This window comes from Paraburkholderia susongensis (assembly GCF_900177725.1).
GTDB lineage: Bacteria > Pseudomonadota > Gammaproteobacteria > Burkholderiales > Burkholderiaceae > Paraburkholderia > Paraburkholderia susongensis.
Window position 1 is genome coordinate 281,245 of the sequence record NZ_FXAT01000001.1, and the last position, 22,678, is coordinate 303,922.

Consider the following 22,678-nt stretch of genomic DNA (forward strand, 5'->3'; position numbering starts at 1 on the left):
GCGCTCAGCGCTGAAGCGTCGAATCGAACGATTCGCCGAGCTCTGCCGCGCCCACGATCTGCGCGGTCTTGTCGTGCCCGACGTGCAGAATGTGCGTGTTCAGATCCCGGATCAGACGCGCCAGCGGGAACTCGTCGAACAGCGCGGTCGATCCGGCCAGCATGATCAGCGTGTGCGACATCTGCAACGCGGCATGCGCGCAAATCGACTTGGCCTGCATGGAAATCAATTCGGCATGCTGAACATCCCCGGTGCGCCATGCGTCGATCGCGTTCTCGAACACGATCTGCGCGCCGTGCAACTGCGTCCTCGCCTCGCCCATGCGGAGCTGCACGAACGGATCCTTGCCGCGGCCGCGCTCGACGAGACTTTTCCGCACCCACTCGTAGGCGCCCTCGATCATCCCGAGATAATTCGCCGTGAAGCCCAGATGGAAACGCCCCTGCCAGCGCCCGCGCGGATAGACCCCCGGCTCGCCGAGCACGTGCAGTTCGTCGATGAAGACATCGTTCAGGTAAATTTCCGGGCTGGGACACACGCGCATGCCCGTCGGGCGATACCAGTCGTGATTGATGGTGAGCCCTTCCATGCCCGGCTCGACGATGACCATCAAATGCGACCTGAAGTATTCCGTCTCGCCTTCGATAGTCGCGAACACGATGGCAACGCCGTTCTCGTAGCCGTTGGTCGCATAGTTCTTGTTGCCATTGACGACGTAGCCGCCGTCGACCTTCTTCGCCGTGGTCTTGAGCACGTACATGTGCTTGCGGCCCGCCTCGCTGCCGACGAACGACGACACACTCATCTTCTGTGTCATCGGCTTCACGAAGCGCTCGCGCTGCGCATCGGTTCCCAACTCGTCGAGCGCCCAGGCCACGTGGTTCTGAACCTGCATGCAGTGCGCGGTGCCGGGCGACACCCGGGCCACGCGCCGCATTGCCTGCAGGAACGTTGCCGGATCGGCCGACATCACGTTGCTGCCAAGGCCGCCGTGCTCCTTGCGCACCGTTGCCGTGAGCAGGCCGAGCTCGAACAGGTCCTGCAGGTTCTCGAACGGCATTGCCGCCGCGTCGTGATATTCACGCTCACGCCCGGGAAAGCGGCTTTGCACGACAGCTTCGAGCGCGGCGAGCACATCGAGGTTGCCCTGCCTCGACAACGAGGGGGTTTCCGCAAAATTCATGTAGCCTCCTGAAAGGGGACCGCCTGAGCCTCCGCAGCGGAGGTAACGGCGGCTTCTATCGCCTTCGGGCCGACGGCGCGCGCAGCAGTGTTCGCTGTCGCTGCGGGAATCGTTTCGGCGAAATGACACGTCACCCAGTGGCGCGGCGCGATTTCCCGCGCTACCGGCTTCTCCTCACGACAACGCGCCGCCGCATGCGGGCAGCGCGGATGAAACGGACATCCGGAAGGCGGATTCATCGGCGACGGAATCTCGCCGGCCACCGCCTGCGCGCCATTCCCGCCCCGTGCGTCGACCGAGGCGATCAGCGCCTGCGTGTACGGATGACGCGCGCCGCGCATCAGCGTCGCGGTATCGGCCATCTCCATGAACTCACCCAGGTACAACACTCCGATGCGCTGGCTCATGTAGGCCACCACCGCGAGATCGTGCGAGATCAGCAGGTAGGTGAGATCGAGCGTGCCCTGCAGGTCCTTGAGCAGATTCAGGATCTGCGCCTGGATGGACACATCGAGCGCGGAAACCGGCTCGTCGAGAATCATGCAGCGCGGGTTCAGGCTTAGCGCGCGCGCAATCGCCACCCGCTGGCGCTGACCGCCCGACAACTCGTGCGGGAACTTGCGCTGCGTGCCGCCCGGCAACCCGACGAGCTGCAACAGTTCCGCCACGCGACTCGCGCGGCCCGCATCGTCGAGTACGCGATGAATGCGCAAGGGCTCGTCGATGATCCGGCCGATGCGCATGCGGGGATTGAGGGCGCTGTACGGGTCCTGCAGCACGGGTTGCAGCACGCGATGAAAGCGTTCCCGGGCCGCGGCGCTCAACTGCCGGATGTCCTGCCCGTCGACTTTCACTTCGCCGCTCGTGGCCGGTTCGGCCAGCATCAGCATTCTGGCGATGGTGCTCTTGCCGGAACCGGATTCGCCCACGAGACCGAAGGTCGCCCCCGGTTCGACGTCGAACGTCACTCCGGCGACGGCATGAAGCGGGCGCGCACGACCCAGCAGCCCGCGACGGACGTCGTAGGTCTTTCGCAGATTGCGCACGGAAAGATACGCTTGCGGCATCACGCCACCTCCCTGCGCACGCGCGCCACGCCGGCGAGAGCCGGTTCGCCGCCGCTGTCTGCCGCACTATCGCAGCAGGACGATGCCGCTTGCGACCACATCTGCATCGTCTGCCAGCATGCGCTGCGGCGGGCGCCGTTCTGCCACTCGAACCAGTCGGGGTACTGGGCGTGACACTGCTGCGTGGCCAGCGGGCAGCGCGGTGCGAACCGGCAGCCCGCCGGCCACTCCGCCAGCCCCGGCTGCTGCCCCGGAATCGCCTCCAGACGTTTCTCGTAGCGCCCGAGCGACGGCACGGCGCGAAGCAGACCGGCGGTATAGGGATGCGCCGGCCGCGCGAACACATCGGCAATCGGCCCCGACTCGACGATGCGCCCGCCATACATGATCGCGACGTCGTCACAGAACTGCGACGCGAGATGCAAATCATGCGTGACGAAGATCAGCGCCATGTTGCGCTGCTGCTGAAGCTCTCGCAGCAGCTTGAGAATCTGCAACTGGACGGTGACGTCGAGCGCGGTCGTGGGTTCGTCGCAGATGAGCAGCTCGGGAGAGAGCGCGATATTGATGGCGATGGAGACGCGCTGGCGCATGCCGCCGCTGAACTGGAACGGGTAGCTGTCGAGCCGCTCCAGCGCCGCCGGAATCTTCACGCGCTCCAGCACGTCGACGCTCAGCCGCCGCAGTTCCGCCTTGTCGCGAATCCCCTGGTGAACGCGGAAGATCTCCGCCACCTGATCGCCGATGGTCAGCAGCGGATTGAGGGACGTCATGGCGTCCTGCAGGATCATGCCGATCTCGCGGCCGCGAATCTTCGCCATCTCCGCGCGCGAGAGCCTGACCAGATCCCGGCCTTTGTAGAACACTTCGCCCTGAACCACGCGTCCGTTCGACGGCAGCAGCCCGAGCAGGGTGTTGCACGTCATGCTCTTGCCCGAGCCGGACTCGCCGACCAGCGCCAGGGAACGTCCGGCGTCGACGCGCAGGCTGACGTTGTCGACGGCCGTCACGACGCCATGCTTGCCCCGCAGCATCGTGGTGAGATTTCGCGCTTCGAGGAGTGCGGTCATTACCACCCCCTCGACATCGTGGGGCTCAGGCGATCGCGCAGCGCGTCGCCAAGCTGATTCGCAAGCAGAACGGTGACCATCAGGACCATGCCGGGAATGCCGCAAATCCACCAGGCGGTGTCCAGATAGCCCCGGCCATCGGCGATCATGGCGCCCCACGACGGCGTTGGCGGTTGCACGCCGAGGCCGAGGAACGACAGCGTCGCCTCCAGGATGATGATGGTGCCGATGTCGAGCGTGGCGAGCACGATGAACGTGTTGATCACGTTCGGCACGATGTGGGCAAGCATCACACGAAGACGCGAGGCGCCCGCGAGCTTCGCCAGCAACACGAAGTCACGGGAGCGCAGCGACAGCGCTTCCGAGCGCGTGACACGCGCGAAGCGCGCCCAGTTCGCGAGGCTCAGCACGATCACCAGATTGAAGACGCTGAAGCCGATGGCTCCTACCAGCACCAGCGCGAGGATGACCGCCGGCAGCGCCAGCTGGATGTCCGCCACGCGCATGGCCACCGCATCGGCCCATCCGCCGAGATACCCGGCCGCGATACCGAACAGGCTGCCGAACACACCGGCGAGGAGTACCGCGCAGAACGAGACGTACAGCGAAATCTGCGATCCCCAGATCACCCGGGACAACAGATCGCGTCCCAACTGGTCGGTGCCGAACCAGTGCGCCGCCGACGGCGGCTTGAGGATGTCGCTCAGCGAAATCGCGTTCGGGTCGTGGGGCGAAAACCATTGCGGGGCGAGCGCGACGACAATCAGCGCCAGCGCGAGAGCCATGCACACCCAGAGCTGGACATTGCGCCAGAGACGCCGGCGCGCGCGCATCTGCGGCACCGGTACACTGGCCTCGGCCGGGCGTTGCTGCAAGTCGAGGGGGGTGACCTCATGCATAGCGAATCCTCGGATCGACGTAGGCGTAGAGCACGTCTACCGCCAGGTTGAGCAAGGTGAAGATCAGCGCCCCCACCGTGACGGCTGCCTGTACGACCGTGTAGTCGAGATTGGAGATCGAGTCGAGAATCAGGCGGCCGATGCCCGGCCACGAGAAGATGAACTCGACCGAGACAGCGCCGCCCATCAGGATGCCGAACTGGAGCGCCGTGAAGGTAATCATCGGCAGGAGCGCGTTGCGCAGTGCGTGGCGGAAGATGATCGTGCGCTCCGGCACGCCCTTGATGCGCGCGAACTTGATGTATTCCGTATCGAGAACTTCAGACATGCTCGATCGCGTCAGCCGCATGATCCCCGCCGCCGAATACCAGCCAAGGGCCACGGCAGGCATGACGAGATGCGGGAACGTACCGTAGCCGTTGGTCGGAAACCACGACAGCTGGATCGAGAACAGGCGGATGAAGAGCAGGCTGAACAGAAACGGGGGGGCCGCCTGCCCCAGCACCGCGAAGAGCTTCGCGCACTGATCGAGCGCACCGCCGCGACGTACGGCAGCGATGGCGCCGAGCGGCACGCCCACGAGCATGCCCAGTCCGAGCGCCGATGTCGTGAGCAGCAACGTCGGCCACAGCGCACCGAGCACCACGTCGAGCGCCGGGCGCGAGAACCGGTACGACATGCCGAGCTGCCCCTGCAGCAGATGCCAGAGGTAGCTGCCGTACTGCACGGGGATCGGGCGGTCGAGGCCCATCTGGTGACGCAGCAACGCGCGGTCCGCCTCCGTCGCTTCGGGCGGCAGCATCAGATGCGTCGGATCGCCGATCAGCCGAACGATCAGGAAGATCACCAGCGTGACGAGCAGCACCGTGATCAACGACTGCGCCACACGGCGCGCCAGATAGCGAATCATGCGTGCGTCCCCCCGTCCGGCGCGGCGCGGGTTTGCGTGCTATCGCCTGCTGCGAGATTGCGCGTCGCGCGATCGCGCAGTTCCAGCTTGCGAATCTTCTGGCTGCCGGTCAGGGGCCACGTGTCGATGAACTCGACATAGCGCGGCACCTTGTAGCTCGCAATATGTTCGCGGCAGTACTGCTGCAACGCCAATGGCGAGATGTCGGCGCCTTCCTGACGTTCGATGTAGGCGTAGCCCACTTCGCCAAGGCGCGCGTCGGGTACTCCCACCACGACTGCCTGACGCACGCCCGGATACGTCTTGAGGAAGACTTCGATCTCCTGGGTCGCCACGTTGAAACCGCCCGGCTTGATCATCTCCTTCACCCGGCCGCGGTAGGTGAGGTATCCGTCGCTGTCGATCTCGCCGAGATCGCCAGTGAGCAGCCAGCCTCCGGCATCGATCGCCTTGCGGTCCTCGTCGGGCATGCGGTAGTACCCTTTCATCACCACATAGCCCGCGATGCAGATCTGGCCGATCGCGCCCGCCGGCAGATCGGCACCGGTTTCGATGTCGGCGATGCGCACCCGCACATCGCGCACCGGACGCCCGTTGGTGCGCGAACGCTTCTCGTACGTGTCGTCCCAGCGCGTGCGCACGACAGCATTCGAGGTTTCCGACATGCCGTAGGCGCTCACCAGTTCCGGCACCCCGAGCGTGCGGCTGACCCATTCGAACGACGCCGTCGGCAGCGGTGCCCCCGTGCCGGTGCGCAGGCTCGACAGGTCGTACTGGCCGATAGCGGCGAACGCCTTGAGGTCCTGGACGATCGTGTCGACGAAGAAACTGACGGTGATGCGCTCGCGCTCGACGAACTCGCAGAAGAGCTTCGGCGAGAACTGGTCCGCGATGACCATCGCCGCGCCGGACACGGCCATTGCCAACGTGTAGAACGTTCCCGTCGCCGTGAAGAGCGGCACGCACGAGAGGTAGCGGTCGCGCGACGTCAGCCGCAGGCATTGCGCCGCGTAGTGATTGTTCGACAGCAACGCGCCGTGGCGCACCATCGCCCCCTTGGGGAACGAGGTCGTGCCCGACGTGTACAGGATCTGCGCGACGTCGTCCGGCTTGACCTGGGCGAAGCGGCGCTCGAGCGCGCCGTCGTCCAGACAATGCCGGCCGTGCGCCTCGATGGCGTGGAAATTCTCCATGCTGGTGGGCAGAGCACGATCCGCGGGCAGACCGACGACCCGGCGCAACGCCGGCATGCGTTCGCACTGCCAGGCATCACGGCGTTGCAAGGTCCATTCGGGATCGAGTTGCGCGAGGATATCGAAATAGCGCACACCGCGCCCGGCGGGACCGCCGTACTCCTGCACGATCAGCGTGGTCGCGTCCGATTGCTCAAGCACATAGGCGACATCGCTGTCCCGAAACCGCGTGTTCACCGGCACCAGCACCGCGCCGATGAGCGGCACGGCCCAACGCGCGATGAGCCATTCGGCGCTATCGGACATCCATAACGCGACGTTCTCGCCGGGAGCCACGCCGAGGGACATCAGGCCACGGGCGAAGGCGCGAATGCGCTCTGCGAGTTGCGTGAAGCTCAGGCGCGTCTCGCCGTGCACCACGGCCTCGCGTTCGCCATGCTCGTTGACGATCCACGTCAGCGCACTCGCGAAAGTCTCACGCGTCCAGTCAATCGCATCGGCCGGCGAGGCCGCCACGGTAACGTCCACCTGAGCCGGCATCCCGCGAGGGGCCAATACGCTATCGTCGTCTCGGTTCATGGTCTGATTCATCCGTTCGCGTCCGCTCGAGAGCCGGCTCACTTCCAGCTCAGGCTGCGCAGGTTGTAGTACCCGCTGCCGTGTTGTGGCTCCCAGTTCAGCTTCACGTCCTGCGCGAAGGTGTAATAGAGCTCGGTGATCAGGACGGCATGCCCGTCGTCATGCAACAGTCGCCCGATCTTCCTGAATATCTCGTCGCGCTGCTCGCGCGAAGTCGCGGCATCCCCCTGGGCCACCAGCTTTTCGACTTCCGGGTTGTAGTAGTCGGACCAGGTGCCGTCCTTCGTCGCGGCGCCGCTGATCGGATGCACCGGATCGTAGATGGCGTTGGAGAACTGCATCATCGTCATCGGTCCGCCCTTGTGCGTGTTATTCAGGCGGCTCCACGCGGCGTAATCGATGACCTTGACGTTGGCTTTCACGCCCACCGCCGCCCAATAGGCCGCGATCACTTCGCAAAGCTCCTTCGGGTTGTCCGTGGGACACAGCAGGTCGGTCGTGAAGCCGTTCGGGTACCCGCCCTGCGCCAGCAGCTTCTTCGCCTGCGCCGGATCGTACGGATAAGGCTTGAGCGTGCGATCGACGCCATACGGATAGCTCGACGACACATACGAGGACATCTGCGCGCCGACGCCATGCAGCACCTGATTGATGATCGCCTTGGTATCGAGCGCGTAGTTCAGCGCCAGGCGAACCTCGCGTTTCGAGAGCGGCGTGCCCGGCACATTCGAATACAGCCGCACGGCGAGCGGGCTGCCGACCGCCACCGACTTCACGGTGAGACCCGCATTGGCCTTCAGGCGCGCCACGTCGACGCTCGGCACATAGTCGATGACGTCGACCTCGCCATTGAGCAGCGCGTTGATGCGGCTGCTCGCTTCGGGAATGACCTTGAAGACGAGATGCTTGATTCCCGGCTTCGGCCCCCAGTAGTCATCGAATCGATCGAGCGTGACCGACTGTCCGATCTTCTGCTCGACGAATCTGTAGGGACCCGAGCCCACCGGAGCGCGCGCGAAAGCCTCAGGCGACGGCAGCGACTCGGTATAGGCCTTCGGTACGAGCAGCAGATAGCCGGCGATCTTGTTGAGGAACGCGCCATCCTGCCGCTTCAGGTGAAACACGACCGTCGTGTCGTTGGGGGCCTCGACGCGGTCGACGAGATTGGCGAAGTACGGGCGCCGCGTGCTCTTCGTCTCCGGCGCAACAATGCGCTCCAGCGAGTACTTCACGTCTTTCGCGGTGAGCTTCGTGCCGTTGTGGAACTTGACGTCATTGCGCAGCGTGAACGTGTACTGCAAACCGTCCGGCGAGATCTTCACGCCCGTGGCGACGCTCGGCTTCAGGTTACCGTCGATGTCGAACGCGTAGAGCGTGTCGAACAGCTGCCATCCATAACGCTGCGAGTCGCCCGTTGCGGCCACCTGCCCGTCGAGATTGTTGATGTCCTTGCCGACGGCGAAAACCACGGTGTCCCGGTCGACTGCCGGCTTTCCGCCGATGGCCATTGCCGCCGTCGACGACCACAGGGCGGCGCACAGCGCGATGCCCGATCCGATCCACGCCATCTTGCGCGGCCATGCCTGCAATGCCCGTAAGTGCATTGAACTCTCCGAAGGAAGACGCGAGACGAAGACTTACCGCAATGTCTCCGGGCCGCCCTTGACATAGATGATCTGCCCCGACACGAACGAAGCGTCTTCGCTGCAAAGGAAGGCCACGACATTCGCGATGTCACGCGGAACACCGACCCGGCCGAGCGGAATGCTCCTTGCGCGTTGCCGTTTGTATTCCTCCGGATCGATGCCGCGGCGCTCTGCCGTCTGACGCGTCATTTCGGTGTCGACAAACCCGGGTGCCACCGCGTTGACGTTGATATTGAAGGGGCCGAGTTCGATGGCGGCCGTGCGCGTGAAAGCCTGCAACCCTGCCTTGGCAGACGAGTAGTTCGCCTGCCCGCGATTGCCGAGCGCCGATGTGGAAGAGAGATTGACGATCTTGCCGCTGCGTTGTTCGACCATATGCCGTTGCGCGGCGCGCGTGCACAGGAACGTGCCGCGCAGGTGGACGTTCATGACCCGGTCCCAATCGTCGACCGACATCTTGAACAACAGGTTGTCACGGGTGACACCGGCGTTGTTCACGAGGACATCGAGCCCGCCGAGCTGCGCGATCACCTGCGCGACCAGCGCCTCCACCTGTGCCTCGTCGGTGACGTCGCAGCCAAAGCCCACGGCGTCATGCCCGCCGTCGCGCCGCAACGCCTCGGCTGCCGATTGCGCCGCGTCTGCCGAGATGTCGCAGATCGCCACGCGCGCACCCTCCTGCGCGAACCGTTCGGCCGTCGCGTAGCCGATGCCACGCGCGCCGCCCGTCACTAGGACCACCTTTTCCTGGAAGCGATTGCTCATGCGCTTGCGTCTCCTGATTGTGGCGCTGCCTGATCTATGCCGGCAGTCGTCGTCATGCAAACCAGTCTAGTCACGCGTCGCACGATGGTCAATATTTGAAACAAATAACTTTCCACAAAATTCACCAGGGATAACTCTCAGCCCGATCAACACGCCATCGGCTATCTTTATAACGCAAGAATAATCCTTCCTTTATATGGGTTACTGCTTAGCTAAGCATGACGTTCGGGCTTGCTTCATCTACGAAAACTGGCGCAACATCTATTCCACCATTTGAACGTTAACGAAGGACGCTGGAAAACGACATGCAAAACGAGACGCAACGCACGAACCCTTCGCTACCCAGCGCGCGTGGCGCGTCAGGCGCGCTGGGTGTGCGCCGTCTCGCCCGCCCTCGCCGCATTCCGGCCGGCAATACGTCCGCCGACAATGCACTCCGCGAGATTGCCGCCCGCCATGTAGATGTGTCCGAACACGCTGCCGAGTTCGCCCGCCGCATAAAGCCCTGCGATAGGCTCGCCAAACGGGTCGAGCACCCGCTGCGACGCGTCGTGAACCGGACCGCCCTGCGTGTTGATCACGACCGGCCACAGCGAAGCGGCGTAGAACGGCCCTTCGCGCAGCGGCGTCATCGTCTCGGGACGCCGCCCGAACGCGTCATCGCGCCCGGCATCACAACCCGCGTTCCAGTCGCTCATCGTGCGCACCAGCTCCCGCTCCTCGATCCCCAGCTTCCGCGCCAGCGCCTCGATCGTGTCGGCCTTCTGCAGCAGGCCGTTTTCGACTTCCTTCAGGTTGTCGCTGCTCCACTCGTACCAGGCGTCGCGGTCGTTCGTGATCGACCGGCCCATCGGATACATGCGACGCCCCGCCTCGTCGAAAATCAGGAACGACGGCAGGCGATCGTGGCGATAGGCCGACGGATCATAGTGATCGAACTGGCGCACACCGGTGTCCGAGATATACGGCGGATATTCGTTGACGTAACGACGCCCGCGCTGGTCGACGATGATCCACGCCATCTGCGGCAGCGGCTTCGTTTCGCGCTCGGGCGTCCACATCGGCAGGATCTTGGCGTAGATGCCAAACGGGTACGACGGATCGGGATGCCGGATGCCGTACGGCCCATGGTGGTGCCACATATGCCAGAGCGCAGCGCCCGCGGCTTGCGCCATACGAATGCCATCGCCCGTATTGCCGCGAAAGCTGCCCGGCAGCACCGGCGTCGACACGAAGAACTGGCGCTTCATCTCCTCGTCGGCCTCGAACCCGCCGCAGGCGAGCACTACCGCGCGACGCGCCTGCACATGCAGCGAGTCGCCGCCGCGCCGCAACCGCACCCCCAGCACCTCGCGCTGCGCGCCCTGCACCAGCCGCTCGACGCTCGTCGACAGCCACACATCGATACGGCCGGCGGCGCGGCGCGCCTCGACGTTGTCCAGCAGCAACTTGAAGAGCAGGCAGCCCGGACGAAACGGCCGCGCGGCGAGGTATCCCGCGGGATCGCCAAAACCCGGGATCGACTCGACGTCGGCGTAAGCAAGCGAATCGCAGCCCGAAAACGGGTAGTTGCCCGCCGCCGCCTCGACGCGCACCACAGCACCGTTGACGCGCGCCAGGTCACGCAGGTAATCCGGCACTTCCGTCATGCCGGCCGCGAGCGTGCGCAGAACGTCGTCCGGCGTGCGGCCGCCGCACGTGCGCCGCAGGTACTGAAACGCAGCGCCCGCATCATCCGACACGCGCACACCACCGGCCGACAGGATCGAAATGCCGCCGGGATCGGGCATCTTCTCGATCAACAGCACACGCGCGCCGGCGTCCGCACTCTCGATCGCCGCCACCGCGCCGGCAGCGCCATAGCCCACGACGATCACGTCATATTCCGCCTGCCACCGCGCGGCCGCGCCGGGCGTGATCCGATGTTCCGATGCATCCAAGAAAGCAACCATGTGTCGACGACTCCTAGTTGTCCACTGCTCACCGTTTGTTGAACCACTCGTCACTACCCGGAGGAAACCGAGATGCCCAACCACGCTGTCTGCTCTGAAATCACTGGCACGGTCTGCCAGGTGCTCGTCGCCGAAGGCGACACCGTGTCCGAAGATCAGGCGCTGTTGATAGTCGAATCGATGAAGATGGAAATTCCCGTGATTGCACCGCGCGCCGGACGGGTCACGCAGGTGCACTTCAACGTGGGCGACCCGATCGGCGAAGGCGACGCCGCCGTGAGCCTCGACGCCTGATTCACCGGATCACCCGGCACATCGGGCCCGTGCGCCGTGCGTCATCTCGCACGACGCACGGCACGCGACATGCGGCGGCGCGCCGGCCTCAATGACTCAATGCCAGGCGACCTTGCGGAAGTTGAGGAAGCCCGAACCCTGCTGCACCTCCCACGTCAACGCCTTCTTTTTCGCGAAGACGTTGAACAACTCCGTCACGAGCACCGCGGAGGCGTCGTCGTGAAGAATCTTGCCGATCTTGCGGAACAACGCACCGCGCGCCTCGGCACCCGTAGTGGTATCGAGCTGCTTGAGCAATGCCTCGACTTCCGGGTTGTAGTAGTCGGACCAAGCACCGTCCTTCGAGAACGATCCCGCTACCGGATGAATCGGGTCGTAAATCGCATTGGTGAATTGGGTGGTCGTCATCGGTCCGGTCTTGTGCGTGTTGTTCAGGCGACTCCACGCCGCGTAGTCGATGCGATTGATGTCGACCTTGACCCCGACCTGCCCCCAGTAAGCCGCCAGGGCCTCGGCAAACTCCTTGGGCGTCCCCACGGCGTCATAGAGCCTGATCGAAAACCCGTTCGGATAGCCCGCCTGCTTGAGCAGCTCGCGCGCCTTGGCGGGATCGTAGGGATACGGGGCGATGCTCGGGTCGCCGCCATAGGGGAAGTACTTCGAGATGAACGTGCCCATCGGAGCCCCGACACCATGGAACACCCCCTTGATGATGGCATTCGCGTCGATGGCGTAGTTGAGCGCGAGGCGCACGTCGCGCTTCGCAAGCGGCGAATCTGGCACGTTCGAGTACAGGCGCACGTGCATCGGGGACGACACCGGGTTGGTGATGACATCCAGCGCCGCGTTCTCGCGCAGCCGCGCCACTTCGGCGAGCGGGATCATGGCCGCGATGTCGACCTCGCCCGACACGATCGCGTTGACCCGGCTCGACGGCTCGGGGATGTATTTGAAGATAAGCGTCTTGATGGCGGGCTTCTCGCCGTAGAAGTCGTCGAAGCGCTCGAGCTCGAGATACTGCCCCACCTTGTTGGTCTTCACGCGATAGGGCCCCGTGCCGATCGGCGCCGCGGCAAACGCTTCGACATTCGGCAGCGACGACGTGTACTTCTGCGGCACGATGAACAGGAAACCGGCGATCTTGTTGAGAAAAACCCCGTCAGGCTGCTTCAGGCGGATGCGAACCGTGAGCGGATCGGGCGTGTCGACGCCATCGATGACCGGCGCGAAGTACGGGCGGCGCGTGCTCTTCGTTGCCGGGTCGATGATGCGCTCGATCGAGTACTTCACGTCCGCCGACGTGAACGGATCGCCGTTGTGGAACTTGATGTTCGGCCGGAGCTTGAACGTGTAGACCAGCCCGTCGGGCGACATCGTGTAGCTGGTCGCCATGCGCGGCACGATGTTGCCCTTGTCATCGAAGCCGTAGAGCGTATCGAAGATCGACATCGCGTAGCGCTGCGAATCGCCGCTCGCCGTCACCAGCGCATCGAGACTCTGAATCTCCTTGTCGAGCGCCACGACGAGCGTGTTGCGATCGACGGCCGGACCGCTCCGGTCCGCCGCCATTGCCTCGGACGACACCCCCGCTGCCCCGAGCACACCCAACGCCCCGACAGCGAGCGCGACCGCCGCCCCTGCCCGCAACCCCGACGCCACACGCTCCAGCGCGCGCCATCCCGTGATTCGATTCATTTCGACCTCGCTTTGTACGTTCACATATTGGAATTAAAAAAGCATCGAAAACCCCGCCCGGATCCACGCCGATTTCTCTGGCATGCTGTTGAAATATCCGCTATAAAAGCTAGAAAACATGGCCATCGATGTCAATAAGCTATGATACCGATGCGATATCGCCGCCCACGCAGCGCACCATATAATCGTAATTTATTTCAATATATGGATATCTGGAAAGCCGCACTCTCCGTACCCATCGCACCGCCAGGACGCCCATGGATAAACGCAAGATCGACGAACTCCACGCACGCCGCGAGGCCATCCGCACAGCGACGCCGGCGGCCGCCATCGCAAAGCTCCGCGAGCAGGGAAAGTTGACGGCGCGCGAGCGGATCGCGTTGCTGCTGGACGACGGCAGCTTCGTCGAGATGGGCGTTCATGCGCACAGCGCGCACCCGTCGCTGCGCGAGCGCACACCAGCCGACGGCATCGTTACCGGCCACGGCACCATCGACGGACGCACCGTCTACGTCGCGGCGGACGACGCGACGGTGCTGGGCGGCACGCGCGGACGCGTCGGCGAGATCAAGATCGCCCGCGTGCGCGAGGCCGCCTTGCGTCACCGGAAACCGTTCATTGCGCTGATGGAAGCGGGGGCGGCACGCGTGCAGGAGAGCTTCGGCGCAACGGCCGCGAACATGGGCGCCCGCTTCGCGGATCACTTCCGGATGTCCGGGCAGATTCCGCAACTCGCCGCCATCCTCGGGCCCGCCTTTGGCGGCCCCTCCTTCACGGCCGCCCAATCCGATTTCACGGCGCTCGCGCGCGGCACGGGCGTGATGGGCATGTCGGGGCCGCTGGTCGTCAAGGTCGGCACCGGCGAGTCGGTTACCAGCGATGCGATCGGCGGCGCGCAGGTCAGCGAGACCGTGACCGGCCAGACCGACTATGTCGGCGACACGGAGGCCGATACGCTACGCAGCCTGCGAACGTTTCTGTCTTTTCTCCCGAGCCACTGCGGAGAACTTCCACCCGTCTCGGAAGCGAGGCCCGCCGCCGTCGACACCGAAGAAGGCCGCGACAAGCTGCGCGCGCTCATTCCGGATGTCGGGCGTCAGGCGTACGACATGAAACGCGTGTTGAGCCTCATCGTCGACGCGGGCGACCTGTTCCACTATCGGCCGCGCTTCGGCCCGAACCTGATCACCGCATTCGGGCGCATCGATGGGCAACCCGTCGGTTTTGTCGCGTCGAACCCGATGGCGCGCGGCGGCGTGATGGATGAAAAGACGGCACAGAAGGCCCGCAAATTCGTCGACATTTGCGACGCGTTCCACGTCCCGCTCGTCTTCATTTGCGACGCCCCCGGATTTCTCGTGGGTCCCGAGATCGAGAAGCATCGCATGGTGTCGCTCGCCGCACGCCTGCTCAACACCGTATGCGCCGCGTCCGTGCCAAAGGTCACGTTTGTGGCGCGCAAGGCCATCGGCCTCGCCTATCTCGCGATGTGCGGGCGGGCCATGCGCCCCGACTACCTCGCCGCGTGGCCGGGCGCGCACTTCGACGTCATGGGGCCCGAGGCAGGCGTCGAGCTCGTGTACGGACGCGAGATCTCGGCCGCGCAGGACCCGGCCGCACGCAAGGCCGAAATCATGGCCAGGCTCGACGAGCAGTCGAGCGCCTACGAGGCAGCGGCACAGGGCTGGATCGACGACGTGATCGACCCGGCCGAGACGCGCGACGCCATCCGGCGCGTTCTGCTCGCCACAGCGGACGCCCGCCAGCCCGGGTTCAGGCATCGCATCGACCCCTGAGACGGGTTCATGCGGACAACACCCCGGCGTCGATCACCTGAGGACGGCATCGCGACCATGAACATCGATTTTTCCGTGGACGAAGGCGTTGCCACCGTGCGCCTGAACCGCCCCGAAGCGCTCAATGCTATCGACTATCCGATGCGCGAGCGGCTTCAGCACCTGTGGCGGCACATCGGCAGCACACCGGAGATTCGCGCCGTCATCGTGACAGGCGCCGGGGAACGCGCGTTCAGCAGCGGCGCGGATCTGCGGCGCACGCCCCCACCGGCAACGTCCTTCGCCGCCCAGACGTTTGGCGGCGAAGGGGCCGAACCGGAAGCGGGGTCGCTGACCCTCGGCCTCGATTTCGACACCCCCACGATCTGCGCCTTTAACGGGCTCGCGTACGGCGGCGGACTGGAAATCGGCCTCGCGTGCGACATCCGTATCGCGGCCGATACGGCACGCTTCGCGTTACCGGAGGTCTGCGTGGGTTCGATGCCCGGTTCGGGCGGGACACAGCGTCTGCCCCGTCTCATCGGCAGCGCCAATGCCATGTGGATGCTCCTGACCGGGGAGTCGATCGACGCACAGGCGGCGCTGCGCATCGGCCTCGTGAGCCACGTCGTGGCCCCCGACGCGCTTCTCGGGACGGCCACCGGCATCGCGCGCCGCATTGCCGACGCAGCGCCGCTTGCCGTGCGCGCCATCAAGCGGGCGGCGCGCGACGGACTGGACATGCCGTTGCCGATCGCGCTCACCTACGAACGTCAAACGTGGGGGCTGTTGCGCGACACGGAAGATCGCAAGGAGGGACGTGAGGCGTTTGCGCAGAAGCGCACGCCGGTGTTTCGCGGGCGTTGATGTGAAGGAGTTTTACGCGACATTGCCTGCGGCATACTTCGCACTCCCATCATTGACACGCCATCTTGTCTGCACGACGCAAACGCCAGATACGGATAGATTCTCATGACCCCGTCTCCACGACATTCCAGCAACATCGACGGCTGTCTCGCCGACACGACGGAAATGACCCCCGGCAGCCCATCGAATGGCGACGTGCCGCACGCGCCCGCCACCCGCCGGGCGAACGAAGGAACGCAGAGCATTCAGCGCGCCATTGCCGTATTGCGCCTCATCGCCATGTGCGGCCCGCAAGGTCTGCGGCTTCACGAAATTGCGGAGAGTCTTGCGCTGGAACGCATCACTGCGCATCGCATCGTCAAGGGACTCGCCTTCAGCAACATGCTGCAACTCGATCCGCAGACGCGACGCTACTCGCTGGGCCACATGGTTTATCTGCTCGGCCTGGGCGCATCGCCGGCGTTCGACCTCAAGGAGCGCTGCCAACCCACGCTGCGCCGGCTTGCCGATGCGACAGGCGATTCCGTTTTCCTGATGGTGCGCAGCGGCCACGAAGCGGTGTGCTTCGATCACGTGCAGGGCAGCTATCCGATTCGGACACACAGCCTGAAGATCGGCGCACGGCGGGCACTTGGCGCGGGTGCAGGTGCTATGGCGTTGCTCGCCGCGTTGCCCGACAGCGCTGTCGAAACCGCGATTGCCGCGAATGCGGTGCATCTTCCGCGCTATCGAGACATCTCGCCCGGGCGTTTGCGCGAGATGGTCGCGAAGACCCGCCATGACGGCTACGCAACCAACGTACAGACGGTGATCGCGGACGTGAGCGCCATCGGCATGACGCTGCCCCGGAACGACGGCCCGGCGTTCGTATCGATCAGCATTGCGTCGATCGCCTCACGCATGACGGACGCACATCTTGACGACGCGCTACATGCACTCCGGCGCGAAACCGAAGCATTGGGCCGGCATCTGGACGACGCCCGGGTCGCGTGGGGCGGCATGGCCGACGACATTTCCGCGTAGCCACTGGCAACACCTCGGCATCAGCCCGGGGACGCACCCGGGACATGGAAACACAGGAGGAGAGAGATATGTTTACGAAGGTCCTCGTCGCGAACCGCGGCGCGGTCGCGGCGCGCATCATTCGCGCGCTGCGCCAGATGAACATCCGTTCCGTCGCGGTCTGCTCCGAGGCGGATGCGACGCTGCCTTATCTGGCGCAAGCCGATGAAGTGTATGCCATCGGCCCTGCGCCAGCGATGTCGAGCTACCTCGACCAGGACCGCCTCATGGAGGTTCTGGCGCGTTCGAAAGCGGACGCCGTACATCCCGGCTACGGTTTCCTGTCCGAAAATGCTGGCTTTGCGCGTCGCGTGATCGAGGCAGGCGCGGCGTTCATCGGACCGTCACCGCGCTGGATCGAAGCGATGGGGCACAAGACGCGCGCAAGGGAGTTGATGGCGCGCCACGGCATGCCGATGTCGCCGAGTTCGGGTCTGCTGGATGAGCATACGGAATCGATCAGCGCGGCGGCGCGTGCGATCGGGTACCCGGTGCTGATCAAGCCGGCGGCGGGAGGCGGAGGCATCGGCATGGTGCCGGCATGCGACGAAGTCTCGCTGCTCGCCGCGATTGAGCAGGCGCGCTCGCTCTCGCGGAAGAGCTTCGGCAATGCCGATCTCTATCTCGAGAAGTTGATCAAGCGTCCCCGTCATATCGAATTCCAGATTCTGGCGGACAAAGCCGGGAATGCGTGCCACCTGTTCGAGCGCGATTGCTCGGTGCAGCGCCGCCATCAAAAAGTGATCGAGGAATCGCCCGCCCCCCTGCTGCCACGTCGCGACCTGGAGGCGACCGCCGAACGTGTCGCCAGCTTGCTGCAAGACATCGGCTATGACGTCATCGGCACGATCGAAACGCTTTTCGGCGCCGACGGGACATGCAACTTCCTCGAGATGAATACCCGCTTGCAGGTCGAGCACGCGGTGACGGAAGCGATCACGGGCGTGGATCTCGTCACGTCGCAAATCCGCCTGGCGGCGGGAGAGGAACTTGCGACTGTCATCCCGGATTCGCCGCGCGTGAACGGACATGCCATTGAAGTGCGCGTGTATGCCGAAGATCCTGTACGGTTCTTCCCGTCGCCCGGGAAACTCGAAGTCTTCGAGCTTCCTCGCGGAGACGGGATACGCGTAGAAACGGGATATGCACAGGGAAACACAGTCACCCCCCACTACGATCCGCTTCTGGCGAAAATCATCGTGCACGCGACAGATCGGGCCGCAGCCATCCGGCAGATGATCGAGGCATTACGCGCAACGGAGATACGCGGCGTGAAGACCAATATCCCGTTCGCCCTTCAGGTCCTCGACGACGAGCCATTCCAGCTCGGACACGTTCACACGGGACTTGGAATGGACATTCTCGCTGCCGCAAGGCATGGGAACTCCCCCGTTTTCAACGATGTTCAGAAGTACTAACTAGTACGACATCCCGCCGATAGGTTTAGTACTTATCGGGATGCAAGTACGGGGCAATAGCGTGACGCGCTCCCCGGCCATCGCGTCGGGCGTACCGGTGCCCGGCAGGGATTCCCAACGTCCACTGTGGCCGCGAAAGATGGCGCCATAACGATGGCGGCCGAGTTCAGTCAGCCGCTCGAATGCGGTCTTCGTACGAGTACATGGACTACCTCCAGGTAGTCCAAGATTTCTGCCGCCCCCTCTACTCGACAGAAATAGACCCCGGAAAAGCAAAAAGCCTTGATTTCTCAAGGCTTTTTTTGCATTTCCCGACTGATCTGGACGTTAGCAGACTAACGTTTGGTGGAGGTAAGCGGGATCGAACCGCTGACCTCTTGCATGCCATGCAAGCGCTCTCCCAGCTGAGCTATACCCCCGGCAGATCAGAGAAACGAGATTCTAGAGGGCGATCTGCGTTTTGTAAATACCCTTTGAGCAATTACATGCGAATTTTCCCCGGCCACACGCGAACTCTCCTGTGCGCGCCGGAACGCACCCGCTCAATGCCGATTAAGCCAGCACCTTTTCGATGCGGCTCACGACGACGTCGCGGCCGAACAGCATCAGCACGCTGTCGATCGACGGCGTATGCGTCGTGCCCGCGACCAGCAGACGAACCGGCATCGCGAGCTGCGGCATCTTCAGCTTGTGCGCGCCGAGCGTAGCTTTCAGCGTGGCGGCGATCGCCTCCTTGCTCCACTCGACGGTCTTCAGCGCAGCGGCAAGCTCGGCGAGCGCCGGGCGGACCGCGTCGGTCACGTGCTGCGCAAGCGACTCGGCATCGGGCGCCGGCGTGCGATAGAACATCGCAGCATTCTGCGCGATCTCTTTCACGGTGGACGCGCGATCCTTCATCAGGCCCACGACTGCCGTCAGATCCGGGCCTTGCGCGAGCGTGGCTTCGTCGATGCCGAGCTCCGCGAAGAACGGCTTCGCCAGTCCGGCGAGGCGCGCGTTGTCCGCTTCCTTGATGTAGTGCGCGTTGAGCCAGTTCAGCTTGTCGTGGTCGTATTGCGCCGGCGACTTGCCGAGGTGTTCGAGATCGAACCATTCGACGAACTGCTCGCGCGTGAAAATCTCCGCGTCGCCATGCGACCAGCCAAGACGCGCCAGATAGTTGACCACCGCTTCCGGCAAATACCCCGCGTCGCGATAACCCATCACGCTCATCGCGCCGTGACGCTTGCTCATCTTCTCGCCCTGCTCGTTGAGCACGGTCGGCAGATGCGCATAGACCGGCGGCTCGCCGCCGAGCGCGCGCAGAATGTTGATTTGCCGCGGCGTGTTGTTCACGTGATCGTCACCGCGAATCACGTGGGTAATGCGCATGTCGAGATCGTCGACGACGACGCAGAAGTTGTATGTCGGCGTGCCGTCCGGGCGCGCGATCACGAGGTCGTCGAGTTCTTCGTTCGAAATTTCGATGCGGCCTTTCACCGCGTCGTCCCACGCGACCACACCCGTCAGCGGATTACGGAAGCGCAATACCGGCTGCACGCCCGCGGGCGGCTGCGGCAGCACCTTGCCCGGTTCCGGGCGCCACGTGCCGTCGTAGCGCGGCTTTTCGCCGGCTTCGCGCTGCCGCTCACGCAGCGCGTCCAGTTCCTCGGTCGACATGTAGCACGGATAGACGAGCCCCGCGTCCTGCATCTCTTTGAGCACTTCGCGGTAACGGTCCATGCGCTGCATCTGATAGAACGGGCCTTCGTCGAAATCGAGGCCGAGCCATTGCATGCCTTCGAGAATCGCGTCCACGGATTCGGTAGTGGAACGCTCGACGTCGGTGTCCTCGACCCGCAGCACGAAGGTCCCTTTCATCTTGCGCGCGAACGCCCACGGATAGAGCGCGGAGCGGATGTTGCCGAGGTGGATGAAGCCGGTGGGACTCGGTGCGAAACGGGTGCGAACGGAGGTGGTCATTAGCGGTTACTCGGAAAACAGGCGCCGGCGCCAGGGCGAACAGGCTCGCGAAGCGCGGCAGCGGAGCGCACCCATGACGGCGGACTGCGCTGCGCATGGGCACGAAGGAAATAAGTGCAAGAGTCGAATTATACCTTCCGCACCGGTGTTGCCGCCCTCGTCCGAATGGCCTGGGGCGTCTGCGCGGGCGGCATCCGAAGGCGCGCGTGAGCGCTGGAAAATCCATGTTGGGAGATCGATCACGCGGGACGTTGGCAATCGGCGGCGCCTGGCCGCTCCCGAATACTTCCTCTGCAACGTTTCATTACAGTCCGCCGCGCAACCCGATCCTTTGATTTATGATGTGCGCGCTGTGACCGGACAGCCGGCCGGACACCTGGCAGGAGGCCATCGCACCACGCGCGCAATCGGCGCCGGTGATCCGCCCCGCCTGAACCCTGGTTTGAATCTCCGTTTAAATCTCAGTTTGACCCTCAGCCTGATCGCGGCACGCGCGACGCCGCTTGCGTCGCCCGCACCGTTGCTGGAGAACTTGTTGAAACCCTCATCCCCCCGTTTAAGCCGCCGCAATTTTTCGTTGGCGGCAGCATCCGCGGTGCTCGCCGCCTGCACCACGACCGGCGCCAAAATCGATAACGCACCGGTCGCCGTCACGCCCACCGCTCCCCCGCCGCCCGAAAAACCGCAGCGGCCGGTCCGCGTCGCGCTCGCGCTCGGCGGCGGCGCCGCGCGTGGCTTTGCGCACATCGGCGTCATCAAGGCGCTCGAGGCGCGCAATATCCAGATCGATCTGGTCGCCGGCACGAGCGCCGGCTCGGTGGTCGGCGCGCTATACGCGTCGGGCATGAACGGCTTTGCGTTGAACAAGCTCGCGCTCTCCATGGACGAAGCGTCGATCAGCGACTGGGCAATGCCGTTTCGCACGCGCGGCTTTCTGCAAGGCGTCGCGCTGCAGAACTACCTGAACACGACGCTGAACAATCGTCCGATCGAAAAGATGGCCAAACCGCTTGGCGTCGTCGCGACCGATCTGCAGACCGGTCAGCCGATCCTGTTCCAGCGCGGCAACACCGGCATCGCGGTGCGCGCGTCGTGCAGCGTGCCGTCGATTTTCGAGCCGGTGAAGATCGGCGGTCACGAGTATGTAGACGGCGGTCTCGTGAGCCCGGTGCCCGCGTCGTTCGCGCGCAGGATGGGGGCCGATTTCGTGATCGCGGTCGATATTTCGCAGCGCCCGGAAACCGGCGTGACCGCGAGTTCGTTCGACGTGCTGATGCAGACGTTCACGATCATGGGCCAGACGATCAAAGCCTATGAACTCGACAAGTACGCCGACGTCGTGATCCGCCCGAATCTCGCGGCGATGAGCGGCAGCGATTTCTCGCAGCGCAACGCGGCGATTCTTGCCGGCGAAGAAGCGGTCGCGAAGATGATGCCGGAATTGCAGCGCAAACTCGCCGCACGCCGGATGGCATGAGCTGAGTTGGCGGCGGCGGCAATGCCGCCTGCAAAAAGCACGCGAATCAAAAACGCACGCCCCAAACGCAAAAAAGCCTGCTTCGAACGAAGCAGGCTTTTTTATCGCATCGATCGGGGTAAACCGGCGGACCCATTGCCCGCCTGTCAATCCCAACCCAGCCGGAAACTCAGTTATTGCCGCCGATCGTCGCATTCACGCGCTTGCGCAGATCGTCGCCCTGATACGAGGTCTCGATCCGGCGTGCGCCGGTGAAGCGTTTTTCCCAGTAGCCGTCATCCATGTCGTCGACGCGGATCGTGCTGCCGGTGGACGGCGAATGCACGAACTTGTTGTCGCCGATATAGATACCGACGTGCGAGAACGTGCGGCGCATCGTATTGAAGAACACCAGATCGCCCGGCTTCAGGTCGCTCACGCGCACCTTCTCGCCCACGCGGCTCATTTCCTCGGCACGGCGCGGCAGCGCGAGGCCGAGCGTGTCCTGGAACACGTAGCGCACGAAACCGCTGCAATCGAGGCCTGAATCGGGCGTATTGCCACCCCAACGGTAGCGAACGCCGATCATGTTGAGCGCGCCGACCACCACGTCACCCGCTTTGCCGGCCATGCCGGAAAGGAACGACTTGGCGCCGCCGCTCTGGCTGTCGGCAGCCGGGGTTTGCGCAGTGGAGAAGGTGAGAGAATTCGACCCGGTGGTGGTCGAATAAGAGGCATTCTGATTGAAACTGCTTACTTCGTCGGCGAACGCGCCGGGAGCTGCTGCCATCAAGACGCCAATGAACATCCCGGCGACGACGCGCGTACAAGCCTGGGTTAGATTTCTTTGCTGCATTGGTCGGTAGTTTTTGCCAGAAAATCAGT

At 64.2% G+C, this 22,678-nt stretch carries 18 protein-coding genes and 1 tRNA gene; 6 read left to right on the forward strand and 13 right to left on the reverse strand.

From position 1 onward, the window contains the following. Positions 1-4 precede the first annotated feature (4 nt). The 9 genes from B9Z01_RS01270 to B9Z01_RS01310 form a co-directional block, all read right to left on the reverse strand. Positions 5-1,183: an acyl-CoA dehydrogenase family protein gene (locus tag B9Z01_RS01270; RefSeq protein ID WP_085480450.1), complete on the reverse strand. Its 1,179-nt coding sequence runs from the start codon at positions 1,181-1,183 to the stop codon at positions 5-7. After that, complete coding sequence (locus B9Z01_RS01275) at positions 1,180-2,250, reverse strand: ABC transporter ATP-binding protein (RefSeq protein ID WP_085480451.1); 1,071 nt, start codon at positions 2,248-2,250, stop codon at positions 1,180-1,182. Before B9Z01_RS01275 ends, B9Z01_RS01270 begins: the two co-directional genes overlap by 4 nt. Beyond that, complete coding sequence (locus tag B9Z01_RS01280) at positions 2,250-3,320, reverse strand: ABC transporter ATP-binding protein (protein WP_085480452.1); 1,071 nt, start codon at positions 3,318-3,320, stop codon at positions 2,250-2,252. The genes B9Z01_RS01275 and B9Z01_RS01280 overlap by 1 nt, the downstream gene beginning before the upstream one ends. Next, complete coding sequence (locus tag B9Z01_RS01285) at positions 3,320-4,219, reverse strand: ABC transporter permease (protein WP_085480453.1); 900 nt, start codon at positions 4,217-4,219, stop codon at positions 3,320-3,322. The genes B9Z01_RS01280 and B9Z01_RS01285 overlap by 1 nt, the downstream gene beginning before the upstream one ends. Further along, positions 4,212-5,129, reverse strand: a complete 918-nt coding sequence (locus tag B9Z01_RS01290) for an ABC transporter permease (protein WP_085480454.1) — start codon at positions 5,127-5,129, stop codon at positions 4,212-4,214. Before B9Z01_RS01290 ends, B9Z01_RS01285 begins: the two co-directional genes overlap by 8 nt. Next, positions 5,126-6,901 carry an AMP-binding protein gene (locus B9Z01_RS01295; RefSeq protein ID WP_167387413.1) on the reverse strand — a complete coding sequence of 592 codons (1,776 nt, stop codon included), beginning with the start codon at positions 6,899-6,901 and terminating at the stop codon, positions 5,126-5,128. Before B9Z01_RS01295 ends, B9Z01_RS01290 begins: the two co-directional genes overlap by 4 nt. A 38-nt stretch (positions 6,902-6,939) precedes the next feature. Further along, the gene (locus B9Z01_RS01300) at positions 6,940-8,505 is read right to left on the reverse strand and encodes an ABC transporter substrate-binding protein (RefSeq protein ID WP_085480456.1); all 1,566 of its coding nucleotides are present in this window, start codon (positions 8,503-8,505) and stop codon (positions 6,940-6,942) included. 33 nt (positions 8,506-8,538) lie between these two features. Beyond that, the gene (locus B9Z01_RS01305) at positions 8,539-9,372 is read right to left on the reverse strand and encodes an SDR family NAD(P)-dependent oxidoreductase (protein WP_244195896.1); all 834 of its coding nucleotides are present in this window, start codon (positions 9,370-9,372) and stop codon (positions 8,539-8,541) included. A 299-nt stretch (positions 9,373-9,671) separates the two neighbouring features. Continuing rightward, entirely contained in the window at positions 9,672-11,264 is a 1,593-nt protein-coding gene (locus B9Z01_RS01310; RefSeq protein ID WP_085480458.1) for an FAD-dependent oxidoreductase, read from the reverse strand. A 72-nt stretch (positions 11,265-11,336) separates the two neighbouring features. Here B9Z01_RS01310 and B9Z01_RS01315 point away from each other — a divergent pair, with 72 nt between their 5' ends. After that, on the forward strand, positions 11,337-11,558 hold the full coding sequence (locus B9Z01_RS01315; RefSeq protein ID WP_085480459.1) for an acyl-CoA carboxylase biotin carboxyl carrier protein subunit: 222 nt from the start codon (positions 11,337-11,339) through the stop codon (positions 11,556-11,558). 96 nt (positions 11,559-11,654) lie between these two features. On the opposite strand, the gene B9Z01_RS01320 is transcribed toward B9Z01_RS01315, so the two are convergent. Beyond that, the gene (locus B9Z01_RS01320) at positions 11,655-13,253 is read right to left on the reverse strand and encodes an ABC transporter substrate-binding protein (protein ID WP_085480460.1); all 1,599 of its coding nucleotides are present in this window, start codon (positions 13,251-13,253) and stop codon (positions 11,655-11,657) included. A gap of 257 nt (positions 13,254-13,510) precedes the next feature. On the opposite strand from B9Z01_RS01320, the gene B9Z01_RS01325 reads away from it, so the two are divergent. The 4 genes from B9Z01_RS01325 to B9Z01_RS01340 all read left to right on the forward strand — a co-directional run bounded on the left by B9Z01_RS01325 (position 13,511) and on the right by B9Z01_RS01340 (position 18,375). Then, on the forward strand, positions 13,511-15,049 hold the full coding sequence (locus B9Z01_RS01325) for an acyl-CoA carboxylase subunit beta (protein WP_085480461.1): 1,539 nt from the start codon (positions 13,511-13,513) through the stop codon (positions 15,047-15,049). 57 nt (positions 15,050-15,106) lie between these two features. Beyond that, entirely contained in the window at positions 15,107-15,895 is a 789-nt protein-coding gene (locus B9Z01_RS01330) for an enoyl-CoA hydratase/isomerase family protein (protein ID WP_085480462.1), read from the forward strand. A 105-nt stretch (positions 15,896-16,000) separates the two neighbouring features. Further along, entirely contained in the window at positions 16,001-16,918 is a 918-nt protein-coding gene (locus tag B9Z01_RS01335; RefSeq protein ID WP_085480463.1) for an IclR family transcriptional regulator, read from the forward strand. A gap of 68 nt (positions 16,919-16,986) precedes the next feature. Next, positions 16,987-18,375 carry an acetyl-CoA carboxylase biotin carboxylase subunit gene (locus B9Z01_RS01340; protein ID WP_085480464.1) on the forward strand — a complete coding sequence of 463 codons (1,389 nt, stop codon included), beginning with the start codon at positions 16,987-16,989 and terminating at the stop codon, positions 18,373-18,375. Positions 18,376-18,718: 343 nt separating this feature from the next. Here the strand turns inward: B9Z01_RS01340 and B9Z01_RS01345 are convergent. Together B9Z01_RS01345 and gltX are read right to left on the reverse strand one after the other, a co-directional pair. Further along, a tRNA-Ala gene (locus B9Z01_RS01345) sits at positions 18,719-18,794 on the reverse strand. Positions 18,795-18,927: 133 nt separating this feature from the next. After that, positions 18,928-20,337: a glutamate--tRNA ligase gene (gene gltX, locus B9Z01_RS01350; protein ID WP_085480465.1), complete on the reverse strand. Its 1,410-nt coding sequence runs from the start codon at positions 20,335-20,337 to the stop codon at positions 18,928-18,930. Between the two features lie 535 nt (positions 20,338-20,872). On the opposite strand from gltX, the gene B9Z01_RS01355 reads away from it, so the two are divergent. Next, entirely contained in the window at positions 20,873-21,814 is a 942-nt protein-coding gene (locus B9Z01_RS01355; protein WP_085481139.1) for a patatin-like phospholipase family protein, read from the forward strand. A gap of 169 nt (positions 21,815-21,983) precedes the next feature. On the opposite strand, the gene B9Z01_RS01360 is transcribed toward B9Z01_RS01355, so the two are convergent. Beyond that, positions 21,984-22,649, reverse strand: coding sequence for a C40 family peptidase (locus B9Z01_RS01360; RefSeq protein WP_085480466.1), 666 nt, complete (start codon positions 22,647-22,649; stop codon positions 21,984-21,986). Positions 22,650-22,678 lie beyond the last annotated feature (29 nt).

Excerpts from the sequence above, each read along its gene's own strand:
- B9Z01_RS01360 (WP_085480466.1), bottom strand. The coding sequence starts at position 22,649 with ATGCAGCAAAGAAATCTAACCCAGGCTTGTACGCGCGTCGTCGCCGGG.
- B9Z01_RS01295 (WP_167387413.1), bottom strand. The coding sequence starts at position 6,901 with ATGAACCGAGACGACGATAGCGTATTGGCCCCTCGCGGGATGCCGGCT.
- B9Z01_RS01335 (WP_085480463.1), top strand. The coding sequence starts at position 16,001 with ATGACCCCGTCTCCACGACATTCCAGCAACATCGACGGCTGTCTCGCC.
- B9Z01_RS01310 (WP_085480458.1), bottom strand. The coding sequence starts at position 11,264 with ATGGTTGCTTTCTTGGATGCATCGGAACATCGGATCACGCCCGGCGCG.
- B9Z01_RS01325 (WP_085480461.1), top strand. The coding sequence starts at position 13,511 with ATGGATAAACGCAAGATCGACGAACTCCACGCACGCCGCGAGGCCATC.
- B9Z01_RS01285 (WP_085480453.1), bottom strand. The coding sequence starts at position 4,219 with ATGCATGAGGTCACCCCCCTCGACTTGCAGCAACGCCCGGCCGAGGCC.
- B9Z01_RS01280 (WP_085480452.1), bottom strand. The coding sequence starts at position 3,320 with ATGACCGCACTCCTCGAAGCGCGAAATCTCACCACGATGCTGCGGGGC.
- B9Z01_RS01275 (WP_085480451.1), bottom strand. The coding sequence starts at position 2,250 with ATGCCGCAAGCGTATCTTTCCGTGCGCAATCTGCGAAAGACCTACGAC.
- B9Z01_RS01320 (WP_085480460.1), bottom strand. The coding sequence starts at position 13,253 with ATGAATCGAATCACGGGATGGCGCGCGCTGGAGCGTGTGGCGTCGGGG.
- B9Z01_RS01270 (WP_085480450.1), bottom strand. The coding sequence starts at position 1,183 with ATGAATTTTGCGGAAACCCCCTCGTTGTCGAGGCAGGGCAACCTCGAT.
- B9Z01_RS01315 (WP_085480459.1), top strand. The coding sequence starts at position 11,337 with ATGCCCAACCACGCTGTCTGCTCTGAAATCACTGGCACGGTCTGCCAG.
- B9Z01_RS01290 (WP_085480454.1), bottom strand. The coding sequence starts at position 5,129 with ATGATTCGCTATCTGGCGCGCCGTGTGGCGCAGTCGTTGATCACGGTG.
- B9Z01_RS01340 (WP_085480464.1), top strand. The coding sequence starts at position 16,987 with ATGTTTACGAAGGTCCTCGTCGCGAACCGCGGCGCGGTCGCGGCGCGC.
- gltX (WP_085480465.1), bottom strand. The coding sequence starts at position 20,337 with ATGACCACCTCCGTTCGCACCCGTTTCGCACCGAGTCCCACCGGCTTC.
- B9Z01_RS01300 (WP_085480456.1), bottom strand. The coding sequence starts at position 8,505 with ATGCACTTACGGGCATTGCAGGCATGGCCGCGCAAGATGGCGTGGATC.
- B9Z01_RS01330 (WP_085480462.1), top strand. The coding sequence starts at position 15,107 with ATGAACATCGATTTTTCCGTGGACGAAGGCGTTGCCACCGTGCGCCTG.